Raw genomic sequence first — 20,329 nt, 5'->3', positions numbered from 1 at the left:
TCGGCCCCGGCCCCCCCGCCCCCCCCCCCCCACCCCGGGGTGCGGGGGGGGACCCGCGGGTCCCACCCGGCCACCGGGCGTTCACGTCCTCCGTGGCGAAACGGTCCCTCAGCGGGCGCCGAGCGGCACGTAGTCGCGGATCGGGACACCGGTGTAGACCTGCCGCGGGCGGCCGATCTTCGACGCCGGGTCGGCGATCATCTCGCGCCAGTGCGCGATCCAGCCGGGCAGCCGGCCGAGCGCGAACAGCACGGTGAACATCGAGGTCGGGAAGCCCATCGCCCGGTAGATCAGACCCGTGTAGAAGTCCACGTTCGGGTACAGCTTCCGCGACACGAAGTAGTCGTCGCTGAGCGCCACTTCCTCCAGGCGGAGCGCGATGTCCAGCAGTTCGTCGCGCTTGCCCAGGCGGCTGAGGACGTCGTCCGCGGCCTTCTTGATGATCTGAGCGCGCGGGTCGAAGCTCTTGTAGACGCGGTGCCCGAAGCCCATGAGGCGGACGCCGTCCTCGCGGTTCTTCACCTTGCGCACGAACGCGTCGACGTCGCCGCCGTCCGCCTTGATGGCGTCCAGCATCTCCAGCACCGACTGGTTCGCACCGCCGTGCAGCGGGCCCCAGAGGGCGTTGATGCCGGCCGACACCGACGCGAACAGGTTCGCGTGGCTGGAGCCGACCATGCGCACCGTCGACGTCGAGCAGTTCTGCTCGTGGTCGGCGTGCAGGATGAACAGCTTGTCGAGGGCCGAGACGATGACCGGGTCGGCCTTGTACTCCTCGGACGGCACCGCGAACGTCAGGCGCAGGAAGTTCTGCACGTAGTCCAGCGAGTTATCCGGGTAGAGCAGCGCCTGGCCGACGGATTTCTTGAACGCGTACGCGGCGATCGTCGGCAGCTTGGCCAGCAGCCGGATCGTCGAGATGTGGACCTGCTCCTCGTCGAACGGGTCGTGGCTGTCCTGGTAGAAGGTGGACAGCGCGCTCACCACGGACGACAGCATGGCCATCGGGTGGGCGTCGCGCGGGAAGCCGTCGTAGAAGCGCTTCACGTCCTCGTGGAGGAGGGTGTGCTTCGTTATCTCGGTACGGAAGTCTTCGAGCTGCGTCGCGCTCGGCAGTTCGCCGTTGATCAGCAGGTACGACGTCTCCAGGAAGCTGCCCTGGTCCGCGAGCTGCTCGATCGGGTAGCCGCGGTACCGAAGAATGCCTTCTTCGCCGTCGATGAAGGTGATCGCCGATTTCGTCGACGCGGTGTTGACGAATCCGCCGTCGTACGTGACCAGGCCGGTCTGCGCGCGCAGCTTCCCGATGTCGATGGCGTTGTCGCCGATGGTGCCCTCGACAACGTCATACGTGTGTTCGTTTCCCTGATAGCGCAGTACTACCGAGTCTCCGCTCATGGCTGGGTCCCCTATTTCTCGGCTCAGGTTCCGACACCCGTCCGGATCGTGTCCGGTCGGCCCCGGCTGTTGTGACATGTGTGCACCAGTACGAATAGCAGGCGCACAATGCCGCGCCGCAACCGGCTCCCGTCACACGGAATAAACCGTGAGCCACATCACGTGACGGATCGTCACATATATGTGATGCCCACACGGCGTCCGCGCTACCCCGCGGTGCCGGATCAACCTGTGCGAACCGCATGGCAGTGGTCCGACTCCGGCCCACGCTATGCCTTGCCGACGACCGCGACCACTCGTGCGATGTCGGTTTATCGGCCGACACCCAGGGTGACCGAGCGTGCCAACTCGGCTCGTACACACGGATCGGTGGTGATGCATGGCACGTCGGCGCGGAACGGGGGCATGGGCGCGGCGCGGCCACCTGAACAGTTGCCCGCCGAGACGGCCGGAAGCCTGCGCGGAACGGTGTGCAGTCCGTCCGCCACGCACCGTGTCCACCTCGGTAGCGGCCGTCCCACGGCCCCCGGTGGCCGCCTACGCCTCGTCCCGCAAGGCCGCCGCCAGGCGCCCCGCGACGACGGTCAGCGCCGGTGCGATGCGGTCGCGCGCCTCGCCGCCGAGCCGGGCGACGGGGCCGGAGACGGAGACCGCGGCGCGGGCGGTCGGGTGGGGCACCACGGCGGCGAGGCAGCGCACGCCGTCCTCGTGCTCGCCGTCGTCCACCGCCCAGCCGCGCTGCGCGACGTCGGCGAGCTGCGCGACGAACGCCTCGGGGTCGGTGACCGTGGCGGCGGTGAGCCGCGGCATGCCGGTGCGGGCGAGCAGCGCCCGGACGTCGTCCGGCGGCAGCTGCGCGAGCAGCACCTGGCCGACCGCCGTGCTGTGCGGCAGGACGCGCCGCCCGACCTCGGTGAAGGTCCGCATGGTGTGCCGGGAAGGCACCTGGGCGACGTACACGACCTCGTCGCCGTCCAGCAGCGCCAGGTTGGCGGTCTCCCCCGTCGCGTCCGCCAGGGAGGCCAGGAAGGGCCGCGCACGCGCCCCGAACATCCGGCTCGCACTGTCGCCGAGCCGGATCAGGCGCGGGCCGAGCGCGTAGCGACGGGACGCCTCCTGGCGGACGTAGCCGCCCGCCACGAGGGTGCGCATGATGCGGTGGATCGTCGGCAGCGGCAAGCCGGTGGCGGAGGCGAGTTCGCTGAGGCCGAGTTCGCCGCCGGCGTCGGCGAGGCGCTCCAGGAGTTCGAAGGCCCGCCCTATCGATTGGACGCCGCCGGGTCCGCCGCCGGGCGCCGTTCCGGATATCTCGGGCAGTGCGGGCACCTGTTGCGCCCGCAGGCGCTTTTCCACGATGGTGTCGGGCATCGGACCGGATCCCCCTCCGTCGTCACCTATCAGGCCTACCAGGGCAGTTCAGGCATCGCGGGAATCGCATCGTCGCGCAGGACCGTGCCTTCGATCAGGCCGTACGGCCGGTCCGCCGCGTAGTACACCTCACCCGGGTTGTCGTGTCCATACGGGGCGAGGTCGACGAGGAAGTGGTGCTTGTTGGGGAGTTCCAACCGCACCTCGGCAAGCCGGGGTTGCTCGGCGAGGACGGCCTTCCCCATGGCGTAGAGGGTCTGTTGGAGCGACAGGCTGTGGGTGTCCGCGAAGGTGCGCAGGAGCGTGGTGCGGGCGGCCTCGTAGGAGCCAGTCCAGTCCGCCCCGGGATCGCTCTCCTCGGGTCGTGCCGCGTGCCGCCAGCGGGCGGACACCGACGTGGCCAGTACGCGGTCGTCGGTGGGCTCCAGGGTCGTGTACCGGTCGGTGAGGAAGCCGTGGAACTCCGAGCCGGTGGACTTCAGCACGGTGACGTCGTCGAGCCCGGAGACGACCTGTTCGCCGCCGTCCGCATGCCGGACGGCACCGGCATACCGGCTGCCCGCGGCGCGCGTCCAGGCATGCGGGTGGGGGCCTTCCGCGGCGGCGATGCGTTCCCAGGGGTGGGCGTGGATGCGCACCTGCGCGGTGTGGACGGGTTCGTAGGCCGTCGTCAGGTGCCGGGCCAGCCGCAACGCGAACTCTTCCGGCTCCTCGTCGGGTTCCTCGCGCGCGAAGGCGAAGACGAGGGCCCGCATGCTGTCGGTCGGCAGCACATGCGCGTTGTCGCCGACCAGATGCGTCGCGGCGAGGTCACCGCTCAACGCGATCGACACGGTGAGGTCGGCGAGCCGGTGGTGGGTCGCGTCGTCCCGGACGACCCGCACCAGCCGCACCTCGGCCTTGCCGTACCGGTTGGGCCCCAGCACGATCCCCATCCGCCGCCAACTCCCTCCAGCCGTGCCACGTCGCGTCGCAGGGCCGCAACGCTGCGAAGCTATTGCCCGGCCGGGGGGCGGTCAAAGACCCCTTCCGGCACAATCCGCCAGGAGTCACCCGTCCACACGCGAACGCAACGACGGTTTAACGCGCGAGTTACCTCGCCGACGTCACAAAAACGTTCTGGCTGCAACGGCTTGGGGGCTGCCGCGCGTCACTGCCTGCGGGCGGGTGTGGTGGACCGCCGCGGCGCGAACCCCCAAGTGCGTCCGACGGTAGGCTGCCGCACACCCCAGGGACCCGACCTGCGCGTTTGCCGAGTTTTTTGCGAATTGCCGGTTGGTTCTTGACGGTTTGTCAGCGGATGTGCGGGAGGACGGCGGCAATGGAAGCACTCAAACCGGGCGACCCGGGGGTCGTGGGCCGGTACCGCCTCTCCGCGCGGCTCGGCGACGGCAGGCTCGGCGCGGTGTTCCTCGGCGCGGACGAGGACGGGGAGACGGTCGCCATACGGCTCGTCCGGCCGGATCTCGCCACCGATGCGAAATTCCTCGGCCGGTTCCGCAAGGCCACCGACGCGGTGCGCGCGGTGGACGGCGCCCACGTGGCCCGGGTCCTCGACGCGGACGCCGACGGCACGCCGCCGTGGCTGGCCGCCGCGTACGCGCCCGGGATCACGCTCGCGGACGCGGTCCGCGACCACGGGCCGCTGCCCGAGGAGTCGCTGCGGGCCCTCGGCACGGCGCTCGCGCGGGCGCTGGCGGCGGTGCACGAGGCGAAGGTGACGCACCAGGGTCTGTCGTCGGCCACCGTACAACTGACGGAACACGGCCCGCAGATCACCGACCTCGGCATATCCGCGATGCTCGGCGCGGACGCGTCGAGCGCGCTGCCCGCACCCGAGCAGGCGACCGGCGGCGGCGTACGGCCGGCAACGGACGTGTTCGCGCTCGCGGGCGTGGTGTGCGCGGCGGCCGGGGTCGCCCCATACGGCGACACCACCGGCCCGGCGCTCGCCCAGAAGGTCCTGCGGAGCGCGCCGGACTTGGCGGGCCTGCCCGAGGACCTCGTCGAGATCGTCGCCAAGTGCCTGGCCAAGCGCCCCGACGCGCGGCCTTCCGCCGCGGAACTGGCCGAACTGTTCGACGGCGAGGACGCCACCAGCACGGCCTGGCTGCCCAAGGCGATACGGGCGGCGGTGGCCGAGGCCACGAAGACGGCCGCGGACGCCGCGGCGGAGAGCGCGAAGAAGGCCCCGAAGCCGGCGGCGAAGCCCGCCGCGAAGAGCGCGGCGAAGAAGACCACCGCGAAGGCGCCCGAGTCGGACGCCGGGAAGGCCGCGGCAAAGCCCGCCGCGACGGAGTCCGCGAGCGGTCCGGCGAACGACGCCGCCGAAGGATCCGCCGAGGAAGCCCCGAAGGCCGCCGCGAAGAGCCCCGCGAAGAAGCCCTCTCCGTCCGCTGCCAAGGGGGCGGACGCGAAGTCCTCGCCCAAGGCCGGCGCCAACGACACCACCAAGGTGGCCATCCCCGTCCCGGCCGCAGCTGCGGCAGCCTCCGCGGCGAAGGGCGACGCGGACGACGACGGCGACGCAACTCCCGCGGCGACCCCGGTGGTTCCGCGTCAGACGCGCCCCGCGGACCAGGGCAAGGGCGAGGGCAAGGGCAAGGCCGCCGAGTCGCCTGCCGACGCCGGGAGCGCGAAGCCCGCGGGGACGCTGCCCGCCCCCGGACCGGACAAGGCGACCGGCGCCAAGGCCGACAAGCCCACCGGCGAGGACGACACCGACGCCGCCAAGGACGACCCGGCGGCTCCCACGGTCGTCGTGAAGTCCCCGCCGGCGTCGGACAACGGCAGCGGGAACGGGAACAAGCCCGGCAAGGGCGCCAAGGCCGCCGCGACGCCGGCCGCCGCCCCGACCGTCGTCGTCGACCGCCCGCTCGACCAGCCGCAGCTCCTCAAGCCGCGCCTCGTGTCCGAAGCCGCGGCCGCCGCGGCGCCGGCGCCCGCCGCCGTCCCCACGCCGCGCCGGGAAGCGCCCGTGGCCGACCCCACGGTCGTCGCCCCGCGCAACGTGGCGGCCGCCGCGCCGGCGGCTTACCCGACGCCGTTCCCGAACGCCGTCCCCGCCGAGACCGCGGCTCCCGCGAAACGCGAAGCCAAAGACGCGATTTGGTACGCGGTCATCGCCCTCGTCGGCCTCACGTCCGCGGGACTGGCCGTCTACCGGCTGATCGACGGCGACTGGCGCGACCTGCAGAACCCGGTCATGGGCTACGTGCTCCCCGGCATCGCCTTGGTGTGCGGCCTGGCGGGCATCCTGGTGCTGGCGCTGGCAGTCAAGGACCGCGGCCGTACGCCGGAGGTCTGAGCCGGCACGAAGAGGCGGCACGCGCGCAGCGAAGTCTGCGAGCGTGCCGCCTCTTTCCGTTCCGATGAGGGATGTCCCGGACACGGCCCAGGGCGTGTCTGGTGGACATTCGCGCCCCTCACGCCGTCTGGTGCCGTGCATCGCAAGGCGCGGCCCGCAGCTCGTATTCGTTCGTACGCGCAAGGGCCTGCAACGCCGCCTTGCGAGGCCCGCCGGGCGCGGATGCGCTGCCAGACCGCGTAAGGGTACGAAGACCCACATCCACCGGACACGGCCTGGCCGCGTTCCCATGGCGCGCAGGCCGAGGCCCGCTCAGAAACCCGACCGGTTCTCCGGTGCCTGTCCGTTGTCGCCCCTCTGGGGGGCTCGGGTTTCCTGTCCCCGCGTGGGAGGCGTTTGCGGCATCGCGGCCGGAGGCGGTGTCTCCGCACTGCGTGCGCGCGCTCGAGGCGCGCCCATACCCGGTGCGGCGGTGTCCCGCGCGACCGTCGGCCGAGGCGCGGCCTGGACCGCCTGCGGGCGATTCTGCGGCGCCCAAGGGCGGTCGTTTGCGGCAGCCCGCGCCTGCTGCTGCGGCGAAGCCGGCCGACGGGGAGCCACCGGTTGCGGAGGAAGCATCGGCCGGCCCTGCTGCTGCGCACCCCGCTGCGGCAACGGCACGTACTGCGGTGCCGGCGCGCGATTGTGCGGCGCCCAAGGACGGTCGTTGCGGGCTGCCCGGTTCTGCGCCCACGCCACAATCCCCCGGCGCGGAGCCTGCGGCGTGTTGGCGCGCGTCCGGCCCTGACCGGGCTGCTGCCCTTGCACCGCGGGTTGGGCTCCCGGCTGCGCCGCGGCCGCACCGGCCCGTGTCCGAGCCGCGCCCTGAGGCGAGCGAGCCACCGAGGGGCCTTGTCGCGACGGCGCTTGCGCCGCGGCGGCGGGCTGCGCCCCGGTCGCGGCGGCGCGCGTCCGCCCCGCGGGCGCAGGCTGCTGCGACTGTGCCCGCGGCGGCCCTTGCGGTTGCGGCCCTTGCTGTGGCTGCGCCGCGGACCTACCGGTCCGCGCCCTGGGTGGTCCGGCCGGTGTACGACCCTGACTGGTCTGCGGGCCGCGCGGCCCTTGCGCCGCCGACCCGGCGGGCTGCGCCCCGGTCGCACCGGCCTGCGGAGACGCCGCGGGCGCAGGCTGCTGCGACTGTGCCCGCGGTGGCCGTTGCGGTTGCGGCGCCTGCTGTGGCTGCGCCCTGGGTGCACCTGCCGGTGTACGACCCTGGGCCTGCGGGCCCCGCGGCCCTTGCATCGCCGACCCGGCAGGCTGCGCCCCGGTCGCACCGGCCCGCGACCGCCGTTGCGGTTGCGGTTGCGGCCCTGACTGCCCCTGCTCGGCAGGGCGACCCGGGTGCGTCGCAGGCCTACCCGCCCCCGCCCGACCCGGGCTGTTCTGCTGCCGTGCCGGTCCCGCAGGACCTCCCGGCTGCGCCCCGGGAGTCCCGGCCGCGGTCCGGCCGGCGTCTCTCGGGGGACGGGCCGCGGGCTCGGCGGGCCCCGTACCTTGTGCCGGCTGAGCGGCCGGTGCCGGCCGCGTCGCGCCGCTCTGCTGCGCCTGCGGCCGTCCCTGGGGCGCCTGCGACGGCGCGGGGCCGGGGCCGGCCGTGCTTGCGGGACCGCCGGTCCGGCCCGCCGTGGGCCGGACCGCCAAGCCGCGGCCCTCCGAGTACGTGAAAGTCAACTGCGGAGCCGGGCTGCCCCCGCGGTAGGCCGCTGCGACCTGGTCGCCGTACGACCTGAAGGCGTCCCGGTCCTGCTGCGTCGCCGTGGCGTTCGGTACGGACGCCGCGTCGGCTCGGGCAACGGCCTGCATGGCGTGGTGGAGGCGCCCCTCGGCGATCTCGTCGTTGATCTCCCGGGAGCGCGCCTCCCTGCGGCCACGGTCCGGCGCATCGGCAGGCATCGTTTGGAGCACGCTCTGCTCCGCGCGCAAGAGCGCGTACCTCCGCGCGCGGGCGGCGACCGCCCGCCGTTCATTCCGCCGTTCGTCCCCATCCGGCCCGTGCCGCACGAACCAGTCCGCCACACGGAGTCGCTGGACCAGCCGACCCGCGGCGTCGGCCGACGAAACCAGGACGCCGGGGTCAGAAAGCCGCACCATGAATGGCGATGCTATTGATCACCCCGACAGCCGAGGAGATCACCGCGCGATTTGTCTGCGTCCCCTGCGCTGTCGCTCGCCGTCCGGCCTACCGCACCACCCGCGCGCTCTGCATCTCGCTCTGCACGAATGTCGTCAGCGCCACCCCGTGCAGTCCGCCGAGGCCCCCGCACACCACCGGCACGAACTGGTCCGGCCGGGCGGCCAGCGCCACCCGTCCCTTGTCGTCCACGCGGCCTTTGGCGGTGAGCACGTCCGCGTTGCCGGGACGGAAGGCGTCGATGGGCTGCCAGGCATGCTCGCACACGTACTCCTGGAAGTCCGCCGGGTCGGGGAACGCCTCGCCGAGGCGGCGTGCCCACATCGGGTTGATCAGGAGCACGATCTGGCCGCTCTCACCGGTGAGTTCGAGGAACCAGTTGTTGAGCGGGAATGCGACCGTCTTGGCGATCGCGTAGGCCAGGTCCCGCGGGTGGTCGTTGTTGACGTCCGCGAACGGGAACACGCCCTTCCCGCCGTGCACGGTCACCACTTCGTCGTCGGTGCGGAAGCCGCGCCGTTCGGCGAGCGTGGGCCACGGCGAGCGTTCCTCCCACTCGCCGAAGCACAGCCCGAACCTGGCCGGCTGGCCGAAGACCGTGCGGGACGTCTCTCCGGCCCGCTGCCCGCCGATGTTGCGCAGGCACAGCGCGACCGCGCGGCCGATCGTCATCGAGCCGCGCCCGGCCGCGCCGCCGAGGCAGCCCGCCCGGTAGTCGATACGCAGGTCGTCGCGGGCGGGCCCGTTGACGATGAGCATCGGGAAGACGCTGGACGTCGTGGTGGTCAGACCGACCGCGTTCCACTCGGGCACCAGCAGCGCCTCCAGTGCCGCGATGACGTAGGGGAACGCCGCCGGTTCCACCCCGGCCATCGCGGCGTTGATCGCCACGAGTTCGACGGTCGCCAGGCCGTGCCGCGGGGGCAGCGCGCCGATGACGTGGTCGCCGGGGTACGGCGTGGCCGCCAGCAGCGCGTGGATCCGGTCGTCGGTGGCGGCGAGGAGCGGTGCCCCGTCGCCCCAGCCGCCGTCGAGCGAGGCTTCGTAGAGGGCCATGCCGCCGTCGTCGTCGAGTTCGAGGACGGGCGCGGTGAGTTCGTATGCGGCAGCTCTCTTGCTGCCCTTCCCGGCGGTTTTGCCGCCGGTCTTGCCGCCGGTCTTGCCGCCGCTCATCGGGTCGCTCCCAGGAGTTCGACGAACTTGGGGTAGTACTCGGCCGCGATGCCCGCGAGTTCGTCCGCGGGGCGGCCTTCGAGCGGATACGGCAGGACGAGGATTTTCAGGCTGGGATGCCCGAGGAACGACGCCATATTGCGGGCGTGCGTCTCGAATTCCTCGCAGACCGCGACGACGGCGGGCCGCCGGAGTTTCTCCAGGGCGACGGCGTCGCTGACGCTGTTGGAGGTGCAGGAGCCGCAGGTTCCGAGTCCGGAGACGCCGCAGTCGACGCGCTTGGCCCACTTGTCGACGTCTTTGCGGGTGCGTTTGCCTTCGTCGCCGACGCGGCCTTTGGCGACCAGGATGTCGGGACGAGCGCCGTCGTCGAGCAGATAACGCTGCCACGCATCGACGATCAGCATCCAGGACCGCCACGAGCCTTCGTGGCGCAGTCCGACCGTGCGCCCGCGCAACGGGCCGTCCACGGTGAAGGACGGTGCGCCGACGTCGAGCGGCGGACGGGCGACCGGCAGCCGTACGCGCAGGCGGCGCGGGGCGGAGGTGCTGCCCATGGTCAGATTCCCCCCTCGGGAAGCGGGTTCGGGGCCTCGGTTCCGGGAGACGGCCGGAACCGCGGGGACGAACGGGTCAGGCGGTTTCCGTGTCCCGCCTGGGGTCGTGCAGTACCAGCTCGAACTCTTCGGGGATGCCGCGTCGCAGCACGCTCTCCACGACGTCGGCGAGCCGGTCGGGCGGCAGGACGCAGTCCCGGCACGTGACACCGTCGAGTTCGAGGCGGAGTTCGACGACGGCGGTGCGCGGATCGGCGCGGATCAGGACGAGGTCGGCGCCGTCGGCCCGGAGGGGCCGGCGGAGTTCCTCGACGGCGGCGGTGACGGTGCTCTCGTCCATCGGTCCTCCGGGCGCCGGAAAGCCCGAACGTCGAACCGTGCGGCGCGATCTGACGGTACGTCGACTGCGTGCGGTGATCAACCGCCACGCGGTGCCGAAGACGCGCCGTATTCGGCCAGCACCTCCGCGGTGTGTGCGCCGACGGCCGGTCCGGCGGCCCGGATGCGGCCCGGCGTGGCGGACAGCCGCGGGGCCGGGGCGGGCATGGTGACGTCGCCGACGGGGCCGGAGTCGACGTCGAGGAGGTTGCCGCGCGCGGCAATGTGCGGGTCGGCGGCAAGCGCCGCGAGGCTGTTGACCGGGGCGACCGGGATCCGTGCGTCGACCAGTGCGGCGACGACGGTGTCGCGGTCGTTCGCGGCGACCCAGTCGGCGACCAGGGCGTCGAGTTCGTCGGCGGCGGCCAGGCGGGCTTCGGACGTCCCGAAGCGGGCTTTGTCGGCGTCGGTGTCGTGGCCGATGACGCGCAGCACGCGGGCGACCTGCCGGTCGGTGGTGCCGGAGACGACGACCCAGCGGCCGTCTTTGGTGGCGTAGACGTTGCGCGGCACTCCCCCGGGCACCCGGCTGCCGGTGCGGCCGGGGGCGTCCGCGGAGCGGTCCCAGCCGGCGACGGTAGGGCCGAGGAGGCCGAGGATCGGCTCGTACATGCTGACGTCGACGTGCTGGCCGCCGCCGCCGAGGACTTCGCGGTTCCGGCAGGCCATGAGGGTGCCGATGACGCCGGACATGGCGGTGAGGCTGTCGCCGAGCGGGATCGACGGGAGCATCGGGGGTCCGTCGGCTTCGCCGGTGAGGTGGGTGAGCCCGGCGTAGCCCTCGGCGAGGGAGCCGTTGCCGAAGCGGTCGCGGTAGGGGCCGTCGGCGCCGTAGCAGCTGACGCTGACCAGGACGAGGTCCGGGTTGATGCCGTGCAGGGTGTCCCAGTCGGCGCCCCAGCGCCGCAGCACGCCCGCCGGGTGGTTCTCCACCACGACGTCCACGCCCGCCGCGATGCGGTGCAGCGCGGCGACGCCGTCGGCGGTCTCCAGGTCCAGCACCACGGAACGCTTGTTGCGGTTGATGTACGGCCACAGCAGGGACTGCCCGTCGCGTTGCGCGCCGATGAACCGCAGCGGGTCGCCGCCGGGCGGCTCCCATTTGACGACGTCCGCGCCGAAATCCCCGAGGATCGCGGCGATCTGCGGTGCGGACAGCAGCGTGGACAGGTCGAGCACGCGCAGCCCGGCCAGCGGCCCGGCGCCCGAGGCCCCAAGGCCCGCGGGGCGGGCGTGGTCGGGTGCCGGTTCGCCGGTCATCGGATTGCTCCCTCGGGTCACACCAGGTGCGCGACGGCCCCGTAGACGGTCATGGTGTCGAGTTCTTCCGGCGTCGGTTCCGGACCGTCGGGGTCGGGGCGCCAGGCGATGACCTTGACGAGGCCGGGTTCGACCGGGGCGAAGCCGTCGAGCAGTTCCTCGATGCGTTCCCGGGTGCGCGGCACGACGGGGGCGCTGGCCTTGTCGTAGACCTCTTCGGCGAACCGCTTGAGTTCCTCGGTGCGGTAGGTGACGTGCGTGAAGATCAGCATGCTGCCGGGGGCGAGCGCGCCGCGCAGGGTGGCGACGATGCCGTCCGGGTCCTCGCTGTCGCGCAGGAAGTGCAGGACCATCGACAGGACGACGACCACGGGCTTGTCGAAGTCGATGACCTCGCGGACCTCGGGCGCGGCCACGATCTTCTCGGGTTCGCGCACATCGGCCTGCACGATGCCGGTGCGGCCGCGCGGGTCGCCGGCGATCAGCGCGCGGGCGTGGGCCAGCACGATCGGATCGTTGTCGACGTAGGCGACCCGGGCTTCGGGAAGGATCGCCTGCGCGACTTCGTGGATATTGCCGGGCGCGGGAATGCCGGTGCCGATGTCGAGGAATTGCGTCATCCCGTAGTCGGCGACGGCCGACCGGACGGCGCGGGCCAGGAAGTCGCGCGAGGCGCGCACCACGATCGGCACTTCCGGCGCGCCGGCCATGATCTGCTCGGCGGCGGTGCGGTCGGCGGCGAAATTGTTCTTGCCGCCGAGGAAATAGTCGTACATCCGCGCGGGATGCGCCTTCGAGGTGTCGATGCCTTGCGGCACGTGCGTCTCGACTTCGTCGCCCCGCGGCAGGCGCCAGGGCTCGGATGCCCGTTGCGTCGTCACGACTGTCTCCCGACCTGTGAGTACCTGGCCGTATGGTCAAGAGAGAGTATCGCGCCTTTCCTTTACACGGTCATCGAACTCCGGGAACGAGCCGGTTGTTTGAGAAATGGCCGCGCCCGGCACCGCCTCCCCGCGGCGCGGCCGCGGCGTGCCGAAAATGGGCTCATGAGCGATCACGACGGTCAGGCGGGCCGAGGCACCCGGACGGCGGACACGCCGCCCCGGCCGGCCGCACGGACGGCGACGGCCGCGGAGCGGGAGAAGGCGCGCGGCGTCCGCCGGATGAAGGCGATCGCGGCGGCGTTCCTGGGCGTGGCGACGGTCGTGTTCCTGCTCAGCCGCTGGGCCGAGGCCCGCGGCGCGGGCGCCTGGTCGGGCTACGTGCAGGCCGCGGCCGAGGCCGGCATGGTCGGTGCGATCGCCGACTGGTTCGCGGTGACGGCGCTGTTCCGACGCCCGCTGGGGCTGCCCATCCCGCACACGGCGATCATCCCGACCCGCAAGGACGCGCTCGGCGACAGCCTGGGCGAGTTCGTCGGCGACAACTTCCTGTCCGAGGCGGTGGTCCGCAAGCGGCTCGCGCACGTGGACCTCGTGCGGCGCTTCGGCGGCTGGCTGTCCGAGCCGCGACATGCCGAACGGGTGACCGAGGAGGTCTCCGCGCTGGCCCGCGCCGCGTTGACGATCCTGCGGGACGAGGACGTGCAGTCGGTCTTCGGCCACGCCATCACCCGGCGCGTCTCGGCCCGGCAGGTCGCGCAGCCGGTCGGCGCCCTGCTGGGCCGGGTCGTCGCGGACGGCGGGCACCACGGCCTGGTCGACCTGGTCGTCGAGAAGGCCTACGCGTGGCTGGTCGACAACCGCGAGGCCGTGCTGCGTGTCGTCTCGGAGGAATCCCCGGACTGGTCGCCGAAGTTCCTCGACCGGACGGTCGCCAACCGGGTGCACCGCGAACTCGTCCGCTTCGCCGCGGACGTCCGCGACGACCCCGACCACGCGGCCCGGCAAGCCGTCGACGCGTTCCTCGCCGACACCGCCGAAGACATGCAGCGCGACCCGCGGATGATCGCCCAGATCGAAGCCCTGCGCGACCGCACCCTCGCCCACCCCCAGGTCCAGGAACTGATCGCGTCGGTGTGGGCGGCAGCGCGCGCGATGCTCGTCGAAGCCACCGAAGACCCCTCCAGCGAACTGCGCGCCCGCGCGACCGCCGCCATCCGCTCCTTCGGCACGCGCCTGGCGGACGACCCGCGGATGCGCGCGAAGGCCGAGAAGTGGCTGGCGGACGGCGCGGCGTACATCGTCACCACCTACCAGGCCGAGATCACCGCGCTGATCACCGACACCGTCCGCGCGTGGGACCCGGCCGAGACGTCCCGCAAGATCGAGCTGCACGTGGGCCGCGATCTGCAGTTCATCCGCATCAATGGCACCGTGGTCGGCTCCCTGGTGGGATTGTTGATCTACACGATCGGGCGATTGTTCTAGGACGGCTGTTGTGGACTTCAGCGACGTAGTGCGGACGACCGGCGCGGTCCGCCGCTTCCGCCCCGCCCCGGTGCCTGATGCGGTCCTCGCCCGGGTGTTCGACAACGCCCGCTTCGCCCCGAGCGGCGGCAACCGGCAGGGCTGGCACGTGGTCCTCGCCCGCTCCGAGCCGGTGCGCCGGGCCCTGCGCGAACTCTCCTTCGAAGGCTGGACCGAGTACGCCGCCTACGTCGCCGCCGACCGCGTCCCCTTCGCCCCCGACGACGACGGCCGATGGCGCCGCCCGGGCGACGTCGACTTCACCGCCCCGGCCCCCCGCAACCGTTTCGTCGAAGAACTCGAACGCGCCCCGGTGATCGCCGTGCTGGCCGTGGACCTGCGGCAGTTGGCGGTGACCGACGCGGACCTCCCCCGGCAGAGCATCGTGGGCGGCGGCTCGGTCTACCCCTTCGCCCAGAACATCCTGCTCTCCGCGCGCAACGAGGACCTCGGCGGCGTCATGACCACCTTCCTCTGCCGCCGCGAAGCCCAGGTGAAGGAACTCCTCGGCCTCCCCCGCCCCTACGCGGTGGCCGCCATGCTCGCCCTCGGCTACCCGGAACACCACCCGCGCCGGTTGACCCGCCGCGAGGTCCCGGACTTCGTCACCTTCGATCACTTCGACGGCCCAGGCCTGCCGGCACCCTCCGACGAGTAGCTGCAGTCCATGATCCGCCCGTCGGTGGTGCCGATGAGCATCCGGTTCCCCTCGGTGACACACAACGACAGGGGTTCGACGGAATGCCCGTCGATGTCAAGGTACGTGCGCCACCGCACGTCGCCGGTGGCGGCGTCGAGCGCGACGAGCTCGCCGGAGTTGTAGGCGGCGAAGACGGTGGTGCCGTCGGTGTCGAGCGCGGTGGTCTGGTGGTCGGCGGTGAAGGTCCATCGGACGGCACCGTCGGGGAAGCTGCGGCGGACGATCGCCGCGTTGCCGCGGAGCAAGCCGGCGCCGTCGTGGATGCGACCGCTGTGGACGACCGCCTGGCCGACCGCATCGGATATCCAGACGGCCGGATCACCGAACACGTGCCGCCGGGCTTCCCAGGCGAGCGCGAAGAGCCGGTTCACCTGGTCCTCCCGGACGGCGACGACATGTTTGTCCATATGCGGCTTCTGCCGATCGCCTTGCAGGACAATCAACTCGGGGCTGCGGCGGACGTTGAAGTAGTGGTTGAACACGTCGTAGCCACCGATCTCCACAGCGGCCGTTTCGGCCCCCGCAGCCGAGAACATCCGCAGCGGTTCGGAGGCGCGACGGCCGTGCCTGGTGTCCCTCAGCGCGAAACGCCCGTCCGCGCACCCGGTCAGCGCGACGGGGTATCCGACCTCGACGCGGCCTAGCGTGCTGCCGTCGGCCAGCGAAATCCGGGTCACCTCGCTGGGCCGCTCCTCCCATCCCGACGGCCCGCGGCGCGGACGACGGGCGACGTGGACCCAGGCCGCATTCCGGTCGGGGCACAGGTGAAGCTGGCGCCCGCCTTCCGGATCGGGCAGCGCCCACAGGGGATTCCCGCCGTCTCCCCAGCATTCGAGGGCCACACCGTCGAGAACGGCCAGGCAACGGCCGTCCGGCAGGCTTTCGACGTCCCAGACCTGGCGGCGCGGTGACCACACGGATCCTGCACCCGCACTGAGGTCGAGCACAGCCTTCCGGGCTTCCGGCCGCTCGTCGGGGCGGGCGAACAATGCCCGTGGACCGGCAAGTTCGGTCGCTTCGATGGAACGATCCGGGACGGAAGCCCAGTCGTCGCGCACCACCACTGCCGTGTGACCCGCCCTGCACGCCTCATCGTCCTTGTAGTCGTCCGTCGGCGCCACCACCACTTCCAGCGAACACCGGTCGACCCAACGCAGACCTCGAACCTCACGCGCGTATGTGAGTGCGGAGACACACCGACCGCTGTCAAGGTCCAGCAGCAGAAGCTCGCCTTCGAAGAGATAGCCCCCGTCGTAGTCCCCCGTCCCGATCGCGAGCAGCGGCAGCGTCGGATGGAACGCCAGGCACAGCACCGGCCAACGAACTCGGACAAGACGCCGGCACCGCAGATCGCCAAGCCCGTACACCCCGACGCGGTACGGACTCCAGCGCGCCCCCGCGGCCCTTCCGCACCACTGGAGATGGCCGAGGTCTCCCCCGACCGCGACCAACCCCCGGTCCTCGCACTGCACGCTCACGGCCGGAAGCCCGATCTGCGCAAACGGTTGATCACCCAGTACGCGATGGGTCGTCAGGGGAGCAGACAACGCGGCAGGACCTCCTGGGGCGCTGCGGGCCGAATTGCGCCGAGCCGCCGATCCTACGGAGACCTGTCAGGCCACGACGAACCAGTTTCCCTTCTGGTACTCCAGCGTCTGGATGCCGAGTTCGTCTTCCCCGAAGGTCATGGAGGCCTTGACCGCGGATGCCGGGATGGTGACGCGCGTCGTGCCCGACATCGTGACCTTGGCCGGATCGACCGTGGCGTCCCGCAACGCGGTCTTTTGGGCGGACGAGATCATTTGGAGCATCATCGTGAAGCTTTGCCGGCACGAACCGGCACCCTCGGACTCGGCTTGCTTGGCGGCAGGTCCGGCGATGTCGCACAAGGTGTCGAGGTCGCCACGGCCGAGGGCGTGCAGCACGGCCTCGTAGCGCTGGATCGCGCCTTCCTTGGTCTGCGGTGCCGAGCCGCCGCCCGCCTTCGTCGTCGCGGGTGCCGCCGAGGGGGGTCCGGACGCGGCCGACGAGGTCGCCGGGCCCGGCACCGCGGCCGTGGACGCGGGCGGGGGCGCCGACGGTGACGCGGCGGCCGTCGCCGGGGCGCTCGTCGCCGGCTTCGCGTCGTCCTTCGACTTGTCGTCGTTGCACCCCGCCATGAGCAGGATCCCCGCCACTGCCACCACACCTACCGCCGACCGCACCCGCTACTCCCATCCACCCCGCGTCGACGCCGGCGACGTCAACGGACCATGACTTGGCTTGACGAAAGGACGATGGTAGACGGATCAGCCGTTGTTCTGCTCTTCTTCCCGAAAACCAACCAGATCGGACACCAGGTCCGCCCACCGCCCCGGATCCGCCTCGCAACCGCGCGTCTGGCCCCCGGCCTGCAGGAATGCCGCCATACGCGCCTGGTGCGCACCCGCACCCATCAGGGCGTCCAACGCCCGGGTTTCCGCCAGAATCCCGGCGTCAAGGTCACCGAGCGCGATATCCACAACCCCCTTCACCGCCACCACCGACGCGGGCGGCATCGCGGCGATCCGCCGGGCGACGGCCATGGCGTGGTCGAGCAACTCCTCGGGTTTCACGACGCCTTGCAGCCAGCCCAGCTCCGACAGTTCGGCGGCACGCACGTCGCGTCCGGTCAGCAGGATCTCCAACGCCCGAGCCCGGCCCACCATCCGCGGCAGCCGCGCGGTGATCCCCGAACCGGGCAGGATCCCCATCGGCACCTCGGGCCAGCCGACGACGGTGGCGTCGGTCCCGTAGCGCAGGTCCAAGGCGGTCAGGAACTCCGCTCCGCCCCCGCGCGCGGCGCCGTCGACGACGCCGATGTTCACCCAGCGGCTCCGGTGCAGCCGGTCCAACGTCGCAGCCGCCACATTCGGCTTCTCCGGCACCGGCCGCTCCCCGGCGGGCACTTGCGCCAACGCGGCGACATCTCCATGCATGAGGAAGAAGTCCGGGTCCGCGCTCCGCCACACCACCGCCCGCACCCCGGGATCCGCGTCGAGCCTCCCCAGCAGCCCGATCAGCGCCCCGAAGAAGGGCCCGTCGACCAGCTGCAACGGCGGATGATCCACCGTCACCACCACGACTCCGTCGGCCTGTTCGGCATCGACCCGCAATACGTCGCTCATCGCACACTCCCGAGATCACCGGATCCCGGGTCTACCGCGACAGCCGAACGATCACAAGCACGCACTGCCACCTGGGGCGCCACGCGGGCATGACTCCTTGTTCGCCGAGGGGCGCCGCATGCTCCGATTTGAGCATATGCTCAAATTGAGCACACGCTCAAAGACTCATCGAGGAGAGTCGCCATGGCCTTCGACCAACCCATCCCACCCGCCACAGCCCCGGGGTCGGAACCGCCGACCACGGCGGATGTCCTCACCGCACCGCAAGTCGGCCGCCCAGCGCGGCTCCTCGCCTGGCTCGCGATAGGCGTTCCGGGGCTGATCACCCTCGGCGTGTGCGGCGCCGTCGCTTTGTCCCCCGGCCACGCCGATCACACGGCGGCCGGGCTGCCGTTCCTCGTGGTGGCTTGCCTACCCCTGCTGACCATGGTTCCCCTTCTTCGCATCGGCGGCGAACAAGAATTCCGAAGTGCCGCCCTGGCACTCGCCGTTACGACCGTTATCTATGCTTTCTTCACCTCCATGTTCGCCGTCGGTTTTCTGTATCTGCCGTCGGTGGCTCTGCTTGTGCTCGCCTGGGCCGCGACGTATGGGCCCGCGCGGATCAGGAGCAACGCAGCGGCAATCGCGGGGGTCGTCCTGGCCGGCTTCCTGGCGTACTTCATCGGAGCATCCCTGATCGCCGGAATGCCCTCCTGATCAAGCGGAACGGCTTTTCCACGCAGCGGCATTACCCCGCGTAAAAGACGACAGCCGCCGCAGGCTCCGAGGGCCCGCGGCGGCTGTGGCTGTACGCACACGTCGGCGTCTACTGCGCCGAAAGCTCTTCCGCCCGCGACTTCGCCGCGCGGAGGTCGACCTTGCCCGCCGCCGTGCGTTCGATCGCGTCCACGAAGTGGATTTCCTTCGGGGCCTTGTAGCCGGCGATCTGGGTGCGGGCGTGCGCGCTCAGTTCGTCGAACGTCGGCGTCGAGCCCTCGCGCGGCACCACCAGGGCGGTCACCCGCTGGCCGAAGCGCGGGTCGGGGACACCGACGACCACGGCATCGAAGACGTCCGGGTGGGACTTGAGCGCGGCCTCGACCTCGTCGGGGAAGACCTTCTCGCCGCCGGTGTTGATGGTGGCGCTGCCGCGGCCGAGGAGGGTGAGGGTGCCGTCCTCTTCGATCAGGGCGAAGTCGCCGGGGAGGACCCAGCGGCGGCCGTCCCCGTCGACGAGGAACGTGGCGCGGGTCTTCTCGTCGTCGCCGTGGTAGCCGAGCGGGATGTGGCCGCTGACCGCGAGGCGGCCGACGACGCCGGAGCCGGCCGCGACCGGCTTGAGGTCGTCGTCGAGGACGGTGGTGGTCGCGGACGACGCGAAACGGGTCGCGCCGCCGGGGGCGCCCGCCTGGCGCGCGGCCGCGCCGGTCTCCGAGGCGCCGAAGCTGTCCACGACGAAGAGCCCGGCGACCTTCTCGAGCTGGTTGCGGACCGGCGCGCTCATCGGGGCGCCGCCGTTGCTGACCGCCATCAGGGAGGACAGGTCGTACTTGCCGGTGTTGGCCTCATACCAGTCGGCCAGCGGCCGGGCCATGCCGTCGCCGACCACGGAGAGCGAGAGCACCTTCTCCTGTTCGACGAGCGCCATGACCGCGTCCGGGTCGAAGCGCTTTCCGGTCCACAGCAGGTAGGTGTTTCCCATGTAGAACGTGTTCCACATCGACCACTGCCCGCCACCGTGCATCATGGGCGCGAGGCCCATCATCACGTGCCCCTTGGATGCGAGGACGTCGCCCGCCAGCTCCTCCGGAGAGGCGAGCTTCGGCTTGCCCGAGCGGCCCGCCTGGAGCGCCGCGAAGAAGATGTCCTCGCTGCGCCACAGCACGCACTTCGGCATGCCGGTGGTGCCGCCGGTGTAGAGGCCGTACAGGTCGTCGCCGCTGCGCTCGCCGAAGTCGCGGGCCGGGGAGGCGGCGGCCAGGGCCTCCTCGTAGCGGGCCTCGCCGGGGACCGCGTGCGACGGGTCGGTGCCGTCCTCCAGCACGACGACGTGGCGGAGCGCGGGGAACTCCGGCGCGAGCCCGGCAATCAAGTCGGCGAACGCCCGTTCGGCGACGATGGCGGTCATGCCGGAGTTGTCGAACAGGTAGCGGAGTTCCGCCTCGACATAGCGGTAGTTGATGTTGATCGGCACGGCGCGCGCCTTGTGGACGCCGACCATCGTCTCGATCCACTCGGCCCGGTTCCAGGCGTGGATGCCGACGAAGTCGCCGGGCTTGACGCCCGCGTCGATCAGGTGGTGCGCGACCCGGTTGGCCCGCTCGTCCAGCTCTCGGTAGGTCAGCCGCACGTCGCCCGCGACGAGTGCCGCGCGCTCGGGCACGGCATCGACGACGACCTCGAAGAGGTCGGCGAGGTTGAACGTCGGGCTGACGGTCATGGAACCCTCCGCGCGGTCGAGCAGGCATGGAACAGGACTGGA

16 protein-coding genes are annotated in these 20,329 nt (G+C 71.8%); 4 read left to right on the top strand and 12 right to left on the bottom strand.

The genetic code is table 11. The features are described 5' to 3' along the window. Positions 1–108: 108 nt before the first annotated feature. The 3 genes from ACPA54_RS37620 to pucL all read right to left on the bottom strand — a co-directional run bounded on the left by ACPA54_RS37620 (position 109) and on the right by pucL (position 3,701). Positions 109–1,398, bottom strand: a complete 1,290-nt coding sequence (locus tag ACPA54_RS37620) for a citrate synthase (RefSeq protein WP_423536853.1) — start codon at positions 1,396–1,398, stop codon at positions 109–111. Between the two features lie 537 nt (positions 1,399–1,935). Continuing rightward, positions 1,936–2,766 (bottom strand): IclR family transcriptional regulator, encoded by an 831-nt coding sequence (locus tag ACPA54_RS37615; RefSeq protein ID WP_423536851.1) that lies wholly within the window; start codon positions 2,764–2,766, stop codon positions 1,936–1,938. 35 nt (positions 2,767–2,801) lie between these two features. Continuing rightward, complete coding sequence (gene pucL, locus ACPA54_RS37610) at positions 2,802–3,701, bottom strand: factor-independent urate hydroxylase (protein ID WP_423536849.1); 900 nt, start codon at positions 3,699–3,701, stop codon at positions 2,802–2,804. Positions 3,702–4,087: 386 nt separating this feature from the next. Between pucL and ACPA54_RS37605 the strand changes: the two genes are divergently transcribed. Next, the gene (locus ACPA54_RS37605) at positions 4,088–6,073 is read left to right on the top strand and encodes a serine/threonine-protein kinase (protein WP_423536847.1); all 1,986 of its coding nucleotides are present in this window, start codon (positions 4,088–4,090) and stop codon (positions 6,071–6,073) included. A gap of 2,218 nt (positions 6,074–8,291) precedes the next feature. Here ACPA54_RS37605 and ACPA54_RS37600 read toward each other — a convergent pair. The 5 genes from ACPA54_RS37600 to ACPA54_RS37580 form a co-directional block, all read right to left on the bottom strand. Further along, positions 8,292–9,416 (bottom strand): hypothetical protein, encoded by a 1,125-nt coding sequence (locus ACPA54_RS37600; protein WP_423536845.1) that lies wholly within the window; start codon positions 9,414–9,416, stop codon positions 8,292–8,294. Then, positions 9,413–9,973, bottom strand: a complete 561-nt coding sequence (locus ACPA54_RS37595; protein WP_423536843.1) for a UGSC family (seleno)protein — start codon at positions 9,971–9,973, stop codon at positions 9,413–9,415. The genes ACPA54_RS37600 and ACPA54_RS37595 overlap by 4 nt, the downstream gene beginning before the upstream one ends. Before the next feature lie 76 nt (positions 9,974–10,049). Beyond that, complete coding sequence (locus ACPA54_RS37590; protein ID WP_423536841.1) at positions 10,050–10,313, bottom strand: NifU family protein; 264 nt, start codon at positions 10,311–10,313, stop codon at positions 10,050–10,052. A 77-nt stretch (positions 10,314–10,390) separates the two neighbouring features. Further along, complete coding sequence (locus tag ACPA54_RS37585) at positions 10,391–11,611, bottom strand: CaiB/BaiF CoA transferase family protein (protein WP_423536839.1); 1,221 nt, start codon at positions 11,609–11,611, stop codon at positions 10,391–10,393. A 17-nt stretch (positions 11,612–11,628) separates the two neighbouring features. Next, on the bottom strand, positions 11,629–12,492 hold the full coding sequence (locus tag ACPA54_RS37580; protein WP_423536838.1) for an SAM-dependent methyltransferase: 864 nt from the start codon (positions 12,490–12,492) through the stop codon (positions 11,629–11,631). Between the two features lie 165 nt (positions 12,493–12,657). Here ACPA54_RS37580 and ACPA54_RS37575 point away from each other — a divergent pair, with 165 nt between their 5' ends. Beyond that, positions 12,658–13,980, top strand: coding sequence for a DUF445 domain-containing protein (locus tag ACPA54_RS37575; RefSeq protein WP_423536836.1), 1,323 nt, complete (start codon positions 12,658–12,660; stop codon positions 13,978–13,980). 10 nt (positions 13,981–13,990) lie between these two features. After that, positions 13,991–14,677 (top strand): nitroreductase family protein, encoded by a 687-nt coding sequence (locus tag ACPA54_RS37570; RefSeq protein WP_423536834.1) that lies wholly within the window; start codon positions 13,991–13,993, stop codon positions 14,675–14,677. Here the strand turns inward: ACPA54_RS37570 and ACPA54_RS37565 are convergent. The 3 genes from ACPA54_RS37565 to ACPA54_RS37555 form a co-directional block, all read right to left on the bottom strand. Then, positions 14,635–16,032, bottom strand: a complete 1,398-nt coding sequence (locus ACPA54_RS37565) for an outer membrane protein assembly factor BamB family protein (RefSeq protein WP_423536832.1) — start codon at positions 16,030–16,032, stop codon at positions 14,635–14,637. The genes ACPA54_RS37570 and ACPA54_RS37565 overlap by 43 nt on opposite strands. A 300-nt stretch (positions 16,033–16,332) precedes the next feature. Beyond that, a complete protein-coding gene (locus tag ACPA54_RS37560) occupies positions 16,333–16,896 on the bottom strand; it encodes a hypothetical protein (RefSeq protein ID WP_423536831.1) in 564 nt (187 codons plus the stop codon). 111 nt (positions 16,897–17,007) lie between these two features. Then, positions 17,008–17,865, bottom strand: a complete 858-nt coding sequence (locus ACPA54_RS37555; protein ID WP_423536829.1) for an enoyl-CoA hydratase/isomerase family protein — start codon at positions 17,863–17,865, stop codon at positions 17,008–17,010. 183 nt (positions 17,866–18,048) lie between these two features. On the opposite strand from ACPA54_RS37555, the gene ACPA54_RS37550 reads away from it, so the two are divergent. Further along, positions 18,049–18,564: a hypothetical protein gene (locus ACPA54_RS37550; protein ID WP_423536828.1), complete on the top strand. Its 516-nt coding sequence runs from the start codon at positions 18,049–18,051 to the stop codon at positions 18,562–18,564. A 109-nt stretch (positions 18,565–18,673) separates the two neighbouring features. Here the strand turns inward: ACPA54_RS37550 and ACPA54_RS37545 are convergent, their stop codons facing one another. Further along, positions 18,674–20,287 (bottom strand): acyl-CoA synthetase, encoded by a 1,614-nt coding sequence (locus ACPA54_RS37545; protein WP_423536827.1) that lies wholly within the window; start codon positions 20,285–20,287, stop codon positions 18,674–18,676. Between the last annotated feature and the right edge of the window lie 42 nt (positions 20,288–20,329).

Origin of the sequence: Uniformispora flossi, from assembly GCF_049534875.1 — a bacterium.
Lineage (GTDB): Bacteria > Actinomycetota > Actinomycetes > Streptomycetales > Streptomycetaceae > Yinghuangia > Yinghuangia aomiensis.
Note: the sequence above shows the minus strand (reverse complement) of the source record. Positions and strands in the feature narration are given on the sequence as shown.